Genomic DNA, 7,302 nt, shown 5'->3' on the forward strand with positions numbered 1-7,302 from the left:
CAGTCTTCTGAAGGAAATCATCAGAGGGGCAGCCGTTTCCGGCTTCAACAAATTTATCATTATATCCGCTCATGGACAGGTTTCCTCAATGATTGTTGCCACCCATTCACTGGGAATCGAGGGTTATTTTACAATTTCGTCCACATGGTATGATTTCCTGCGTGACAACAAGAGCACTCTTAAAGATTTCATGTGGCATGCTGATGAAGCAGAGACCTCGCTTGCGCTTTATCTCTATCCGGAGCATGTTAATATGGAGTACGCTGCGCCGGGACACGGTACCCCGCTAATCGACAGTAAGTGGAAGATTGCTCCGGGTCAGGCAGCTGCCCCGGGAATGATGTACCATTTTGAAGGAACTTTTGCTTTGCCAGAAAAGGACGATCTAGATAACGGTGTAATTGGTGATCCAACAAAAGCTAGTGCTGAAAAGGGACAAGCACTTGTTGAGGCTACCGTGGATTTGTATTGTGAACTAATCAAAGAGATCCGTGAGAAATATCCTTGCGGCATTAATCCCCTAGGCTTCCGCAACCCGTTAGGTTATTTAGGTACTGCAAACTTCGAGTACGACAAGGATCATGATCAAAAAGGTCAGTTGCTCAAGAAATAACTCGCTATTTCTACATCAGAATCATTATTATTATCTGCACAATATTCAGCAAAGATCCAAACATGGCTTACCACGCATAACGACAAAAAATAAACATAGGGAATAAAAACTTAAATAAATGGGAGGTAATACTATGAAAAGAATTATGTGTTTAATGTTGAGCCTTATGCTGGTGATCTCTTTGGTTGGATGCGGCAGCACTGGCACTAACAATGGTACTGGTAATGGCACAAGTACCCCTGCTCCGAAGCCTGAAGAGAAGGTGGTCATTAAAATTGGTAGCGTGCTTTCTGAGAATAGTCCGGGTGCAGAGGCCCTAGGACTGTTCAAGAAAACAGTTGCAGAAAAAACCAATGGCAGAATTGATGTGCAGCTTTTTCTTTCCGGACAGCTCGGCAAAGAGCTTGAGATGATCGATCAGGTTCGTAAAGGTGACATTCAGATGGCTACCAGCAACCCAATGAATATCAGCAATACCATTAAACCGCTGGCTGCTCTTGAAAGTTATTTCCTCTTTGACAACTATGATCATGCCTTCCGTTTCCAGGACAGTGATGCTGGTCTGGCAATGCTTAAAGAATACCAAGCAATGGGTATGACAGGTCTTGCCTATTTCCCTACCGGATTCAGGCAATTCACGAACAGTAAACAACCCATCACTTCGGTAACAGATTTGAAGGGACTCAAAATCAGAGGATACAGCGAAGTGCAGACAAAGGCTTGGGAATCAGTTGGTGCATCCTTAAGTTCTGTTGCCTATAATGAACTATTCACGGCGCTCCAACAAAAACTAATTGATGGACAGGAAAGTGCCATTTCCAGTATCTATGAAGCAAAGTTTTATGAAGTTCAGAAGTATATTTCGCTGACTTCACACCTATTTTCAACAGATATCCTTGTAGCCAATGATAAATTTCTGAACAGCTTATCTGAAGGAGACCGTAAGATTGTCGCCGATGCGCTCCGCGAGTCAGTTCTTTTCCATAGGAAAAATATTGTTCAAAAAGAGGATTCAATGTTAAAAGCAATTAAAGATGCAGGTGTTCAGGTTAACGAGGTTTCGCCCGAGGCAAGAAAAGAAATGAGTGCTATCATGAACAAAGTTGTTTCTCCCACTATAATCTCACTAGCCGGTCAAGAAAAATATGATCTTGTTCAGAGGTATGCAGAACAAACAAGGAAGTAAGCTATCTAACGTGACTCTAACCGATCATTGTAAAGTGGACAGGGGTGTTTCGACGGAAACGCCCTTGTTTCCTAAATGAAATATAATGGGAGCAGATATGTATGAAAAACCTTTTAAAATGGTTAGATGTAAATCTTGAACCCTTGTTAATGACAATAATTTTTTATTTAATGATGTCACTGGTCACGGTTCAGGTAATTCTACGGTTTGTATTTCATAGCGGTTTTGCATGGGGCGAGGAAATCGCAAGATTTATATTTGTCTGGCTATGCTTCGTATCGATAGGATATATATCACGAAATGGTCGTCATATTGGCGTAGATTTTATCAGGGAGCTTTTTCCGACGATAGTCAGAAGGCTTGTCTTAATTACGGTTGATGTTTTAACGCTTGCTGTGCTTGTGTTATTGCTTAAAGGTTCCATAGATATCATGCAATCCGTATCCTTGTTTGGTGATAGAGGTCTTACCGCCAATATCAGCATGAATTGGCTACATGGCGCAGCAGTGGTCGGATATACGCTGATGTGCCTGAGAACTCTTCAGTCCTTAGTCTGGAAGATCAGAAGGTTTAACTCCTCCTACGATTTATTCCGAAATGACGGCGGTCAATATTCCGGAGCTAATAACATTTTCTTTACTCCTCTTAAACAAAAAGAGGAGCTTGATCTAACTCTAGATCGAACTGTATTGCTTGAGGAGAACCAGAGGAAAGCGGGTGGTAAGCGATGATACCAGTATTTTTTCTATCATTTGCCTTTTTAATAATTTTCTCCGTATCAATCGCTTTTTCCCAGGGAATAGCATCATTAATTATGATTTATGTCTATAAAGCCATCTCGCTGGAGAGTTTTACAAAATCAATCACCTTGGGCCTTGATTCGTTTACGCTGCTCGCCATACCTTTGTTCACTTTTGCCGGCGATATAATGGGAAAGGGCGGTATTTCCAAACGACTGTTGGATGTTGCCAAGATCTTTTTTGGCAATATGACCGGCGGCCTGGGAATTGTTTCAATCGTAGCTTGTATGTTTTTTGCCGCTATATCCGGTACCGGTTCAGCGACGGTTGCGGCCATTGGTCTGATCATGATTCCCATGATGGCTTCTGAAGGCTATGACAAACCCTATGCTACCTCCATGGTTGCCACAGCCGGAACCATCGGAACTATCATCCCGCCGAGCATATGTATGGTTGTTTATGCTGTTGCGGCCAATGCTTCCGTAACCTCTATGTTCACGGCCGGTTTTCCTGTAGGGATACTCGTCGGTACCGCATTATGTACTTACGCTTATATTTCTTCAAAAAAACGTGGTTATGTAGTCAAAACCCCGCATCATTATACGTTTAAAGAAGTTCTTAAGATATTTTTTGTAGCGATACCTTCGCTCTCGATCCCATTTATCGTACTTGGGGGCATCTATGGCGGAATATTTACCCCTACCGAAGCAGCAGCTTTGGCCTGTTTTTTAGGTATATTCCTTAGCGTATTCGTGTATAAAGAAATTAAGATTAGCGAATTGCCTTATCTTGGCTATCGGGCGGTAGTGCTTTGTGCTCCCGTATTATTTGTTATAGGTATGTCCTCCGGCTTTGGAAGAATTTTGGCAATCGAGCAAATTCCTAAAATGATCTCCGAGGCAATTCTAGCCATCACTACCAATGCCACCTTCCTGCTACTAATGATTAACATTCTACTGCTGATCGTGGGTACCTTCATGGAGACCAATGCGGCGATCATTATTCTTGTTCCTATCTTGCTGCCGATTGTGGAAGCCCTTGGTATTAGTCCTATCCATTTCGGCATGATCATGATTTTAAACTTGGCCATTGGGTTTGTAACCCCACCATTCGGGGCCAATCTATTTATGGCAAGTATGATTTCCAATGTTAAATATGAAGTTTTAGCTAAGAGGATATGGCCGTGGATCTTTGTCATGATTTTAGTCTTGATAGTTGTTACTTATATTCCGGAAATTTCTCTCTTCCTTCCTAGGATGATGGGACTATCAGTTTAAGTTATATATGCATTGACGACACTTAGCAACATAAGAGGACTATCATTAGTGTGATGAAGATTTCAGTTGTACCGTAGAATTATTTTCTTTTAAATCCTACCTAGACACGAAGTGTTTTTGAACACCCACGAAGTGTTTTGAACTTGAAAGTTTTCATCAGATAGAATATGATATTGTTATTAGAATGACCGTGTGTACTGAGTATGTTTTGAATTTCATTAATAGGTTTCCGCATGACGGCACTTCGTTTTGGTTGATTAGGAGTAGCATCTTTTTGCACCCGAAACCATGTGTCCATGCGGATTTTCATCGTTTAAGTCTAAATTTTTGCCCATGTTATTGGGTGCGAAATATTGGGAAGTTTCGTCGCCCACGCTGGGTAAAAGGACAAAAGGCGCATGTACTAGCATGGCCGATGGGACACCTTTGCAGCGGGTTTGTACCCCTGAAGATGTGGCGGAGGTTGCCTATTCCTTAATAGCCAATGCGGGATTTGTTACCGGTCAAACCTGGGTAGTAGATGGCGGAAACTTTATTTAAATAAAAACAGTTATGCTTCGTCTAATTCTAATGATTCCAGCTTGCCTAAAGCCCTAGAACAGTACTCAAGAATTTCGCGGCGGCGGACGATGCCGATAAAGATTCGCTGATCATCCACTACGGGAATAAAGTTCTGTTCTACTGCCCGGGAGATCAGATCCTCCATTCGGGAGTTGATGGAAACGGGGTGATTTTGAATATGCTGTTCCACCTCCGTAAGGCGAACGCTATGAGTATTATGAAAACCAAGACCGGGAGTATTTTTTAGTTTCCACAATAGATCCCCTTCAGTAATTGTTCCGCAATAGGAACCTTGCTCATCGATGAGAGGAATCGCCGAATAGCGGTGGAATTCCATTTTTTCGAGTGCTTGGCGCATGGTAGAATTGACTTTAAGGTAAATAACATCTTGTTTGGGAATTAGGAAGAAAGCGACATTCATTGCTGTAAACACTCCCTCTTATATATGTAGCCTGACCAAGTATAGAATAGCATAATAATAATTGCAAGGTAAGCGTAAGGAGATTAGGTATGAAAGCGGCTTATTTTAATTGTTTTTCCGGAATCAGCGGCGATATGCTCTTAGGGGCTCTCGTTGACGCGGGATTGGATTTTGACCTTTTACAAACAGATCTGGCAGGCTTAGCTTTAGATGAGTATAAAATCACCGCTGTGAAGGTGCTTAAACAGGGAATTAGTGGTACCAAGGTGCATGTTCGATCCTTAGAAGGACATGTCCATCGGCATCTAGCCGATATTCAGGAAATCATTGCTAAAAGCACCCTGCCAACTGAAGTAAAAGAAAAAAGTCTGCAGATTTTTTTGCGTTTAGCCGAAGCGGAAGCCAAAATTCACGGCACCACTCCGGATCAGATTCACTTCCATGAAGTTGGTGCAGTGGACGCCATTGTCGATATTGTCGGAGCAGTTATCGGTTTTTGGCGTCTAGGGATTGAAAAGGTATATGCCTCGCCTCTTCATATAGGCAAAGGCTTTGTAAAAGCTGCTCATGGACTTTTACCGGTACCGGCTCCGGCTACTTTGGCATTATTACAGGAGGTACCGATTTATTCTCAAGATGTGGAGGGCGAATTAGTAACTCCCACGGGAGCTGCGATTTTAACTACATACTGTAAGAATTTCGGATCCATGCCTGCGATCAAGCCTGAGCGGGTTGGCTATGGTGCAGGATCTAAGGATTTATCCATTCCTAACCTTTTGCAGCTGACCGTTGGCGAGATTGAAGATAAAGAGGGACCGATCCGGAAGGGGCTTCAAGAAGGGGAAGCGTTGACCGTTGAAGTAAATATCGATGATATGAATCCGGAATTTTATGACTACCTATTTGAAAGATTATTTAAAGCAGGGGCAATGGATGTCTATCTGCAAAATATCCAAATGAAAAAGAACCGCCCAGCAGTACTACTAAGTGTGCAAATTCCTCCCTTTTGCCTAGATGAAGTTCGTAGTATTCTTTTTGAAGAAACTACAACGATAGGGATGCGAGTCTATCCGATTAAAAAATATATGCTTGACTATGAATTCCTAACCGTAGAAACCGAACAAGGCTTAGCCAGAGTAAAAATCGCTTTTTTAGAGGGAAAAGTTTGCACTGTGAGTCCGGAATACGAGGACTGTCGCAAGCTTGCTCTTAATTCGGGAATATCACTTAAATCCGTTTATAACGGAGTTACGGAGAAGGCAAAGTTAGAACTAAAAAAGAAATATGCCCAGTTATCCTGAGCAAAAGCGAAGGAGCTTTTATGGGGTAGAACGTTTATACAAGGTGTATAAGTGCGTGTTCAAAATAGAATTTAAAAGTGGATTTTAAAATTCGCTAAAACTTCTTGACAGGTAACCTTAGTTTTCATATAATATACATTGTTACGCGGTCGTGGCGGAACTGGCAGACGCGCTAGATTCAGGTTCTAGTGGGTGCAAGCCCGTGGAGGTTCAAGTCCTCTCGACCGCACCATTTATGAAAATGCTAAAACCCTTGATAAATCAAGGGTTTTTTTATTTAGTCAATTAATAAAAAACCCTATCCTGAGATAGGGCTTAAAAACTCATTTTGCAGCAAGGTAATATTCGTTCAAGAGCTTGTCCAATTTTTGACTTAATGTTACTACTTCCGGATCAGTAAGCGGCTTGAGCTTGCCTAATTGATTAAGCTGATTCCTCATTTCCTCTATTAGCTTAAGCAATTGGTGATTCCACATGACTCGACTTCCTTTCTTTGGATAACAGGTTAATACATTCATAGACTAACATTTCTATTTTACTCAAAAAAAATCCATAAAGCCATAGGAATTTTTGTCGAAGTAAATCTATTTTGAACACCCCACTTTTAAATTTATAAATTACAAAAGAATAAAAATTATCTTTTTATAATATTTCATTTTTTGGTAAATACAGAGTATAATAGAAATAATTAAGAACTGATATGAATATGCTTTTTAAAGCATTTTAGGATAGGACTAGGTGGAAGTTGCAATAGGACTAAAGGGAAAATATCTCTGAAATAGGAATTTGAAGAGGTATAGCGGCGAAACTTGGCGAAGATGTATATACATTTTTTTAAACCCTTAATATGGTAAAATATAAGATAAGAAAGATGATTATTGAAATACAGGAGTTGGATTATGCGTCTAGTAAATATTGCTTATGTTAATGAAGGGGAGGTCCTGGCTAGGCCGCTGGTTAGCCCTAACGGAAAAGTTCTTTTACAGGCGGGAGTAAAGCTCACGCGCACCTATATTGAGAAGTTATCCGATTTGGGTTTTGATACTATGTTTATCGAGGATGATGCCTTTCAAGATGTGGAGGTGTATTCAGCAGTTTCGAACGAGACCCGGGAGCAAGCCTATACCTCTCTCCAAAATCTCAGCCGAAATATCAATGAGTCGCAGCTTAATTCAGTCAACTTAGAAGAGGTTAAGACGGCGG

At 41.2% G+C, this 7,302-nt stretch carries 7 protein-coding genes, 1 tRNA gene and 2 pseudogenes; 8 read left to right on the plus strand and 2 right to left on the minus strand.

The features are described 5' to 3' along the window. From AC1U9U_RS14515 to AC1U9U_RS14535, 5 genes and pseudogenes are all read left to right on the plus strand, one after another. The coding region (locus tag AC1U9U_RS14515; RefSeq protein ID WP_479961269.1) for a creatininase family protein at positions 1-613 on the plus strand (613 nt) is incomplete at its 5' end. Positions 614-746: 133 nt separating this feature from the next. Next, positions 747-1,799 carry a TRAP transporter substrate-binding protein gene (locus AC1U9U_RS14520; RefSeq protein WP_479961270.1) on the plus strand — a complete coding sequence of 351 codons (1,053 nt, stop codon included), beginning with the start codon at positions 747-749 and terminating at the stop codon, positions 1,797-1,799. 101 nt (positions 1,800-1,900) lie between these two features. Then, the gene (locus AC1U9U_RS14525) at positions 1,901-2,530 is read left to right on the plus strand and encodes a TRAP transporter small permease (RefSeq protein ID WP_479961271.1); all 630 of its coding nucleotides are present in this window, start codon (positions 1,901-1,903) and stop codon (positions 2,528-2,530) included. After that, positions 2,527-3,816 (plus strand): TRAP transporter large permease, encoded by a 1,290-nt coding sequence (locus tag AC1U9U_RS14530; RefSeq protein ID WP_479961272.1) that lies wholly within the window; start codon positions 2,527-2,529, stop codon positions 3,814-3,816. Before AC1U9U_RS14525 ends, AC1U9U_RS14530 begins: the two co-directional genes overlap by 4 nt. A 397-nt stretch (positions 3,817-4,213) precedes the next feature. After that, positions 4,214-4,356: pseudogene (locus tag AC1U9U_RS14535) on the plus strand (SDR family oxidoreductase); the annotation flags it as partial. A 10-nt stretch (positions 4,357-4,366) separates the two neighbouring features. Here AC1U9U_RS14535 and AC1U9U_RS14540 read toward each other — a convergent pair. After that, a complete protein-coding gene (locus AC1U9U_RS14540; RefSeq protein ID WP_479961273.1) occupies positions 4,367-4,798 on the minus strand; it encodes a CBS domain-containing protein in 432 nt (143 codons plus the stop codon). Between the two features lie 89 nt (positions 4,799-4,887). On the opposite strand from AC1U9U_RS14540, the gene larC reads away from it, so the two are divergent. Together larC and AC1U9U_RS14550 are read left to right on the plus strand one after the other, a co-directional pair. Continuing rightward, a complete protein-coding gene (larC, locus tag AC1U9U_RS14545; protein WP_479961274.1) occupies positions 4,888-6,099 on the plus strand; it encodes a nickel pincer cofactor biosynthesis protein LarC in 1,212 nt (403 codons plus the stop codon). 145 nt (positions 6,100-6,244) lie between these two features. After that, positions 6,245-6,331: transfer RNA gene (locus tag AC1U9U_RS14550), tRNA-Leu, on the plus strand. A 91-nt stretch (positions 6,332-6,422) separates the two neighbouring features. Here AC1U9U_RS14550 and AC1U9U_RS14555 read toward each other — a convergent pair. Beyond that, entirely contained in the window at positions 6,423-6,575 is a 153-nt protein-coding gene (locus tag AC1U9U_RS14555; RefSeq protein WP_479961275.1) for an aspartyl-phosphate phosphatase Spo0E family protein, read from the minus strand. 423 nt (positions 6,576-6,998) lie between these two features. Here AC1U9U_RS14555 and AC1U9U_RS14560 point away from each other — a divergent pair. Further along, positions 6,999-7,302: pseudogene (locus tag AC1U9U_RS14560) on the plus strand (HD-GYP domain-containing protein); the annotation flags it as partial.

It is taken from the genome of Desulfitobacterium sp. (assembly GCF_982384815.1).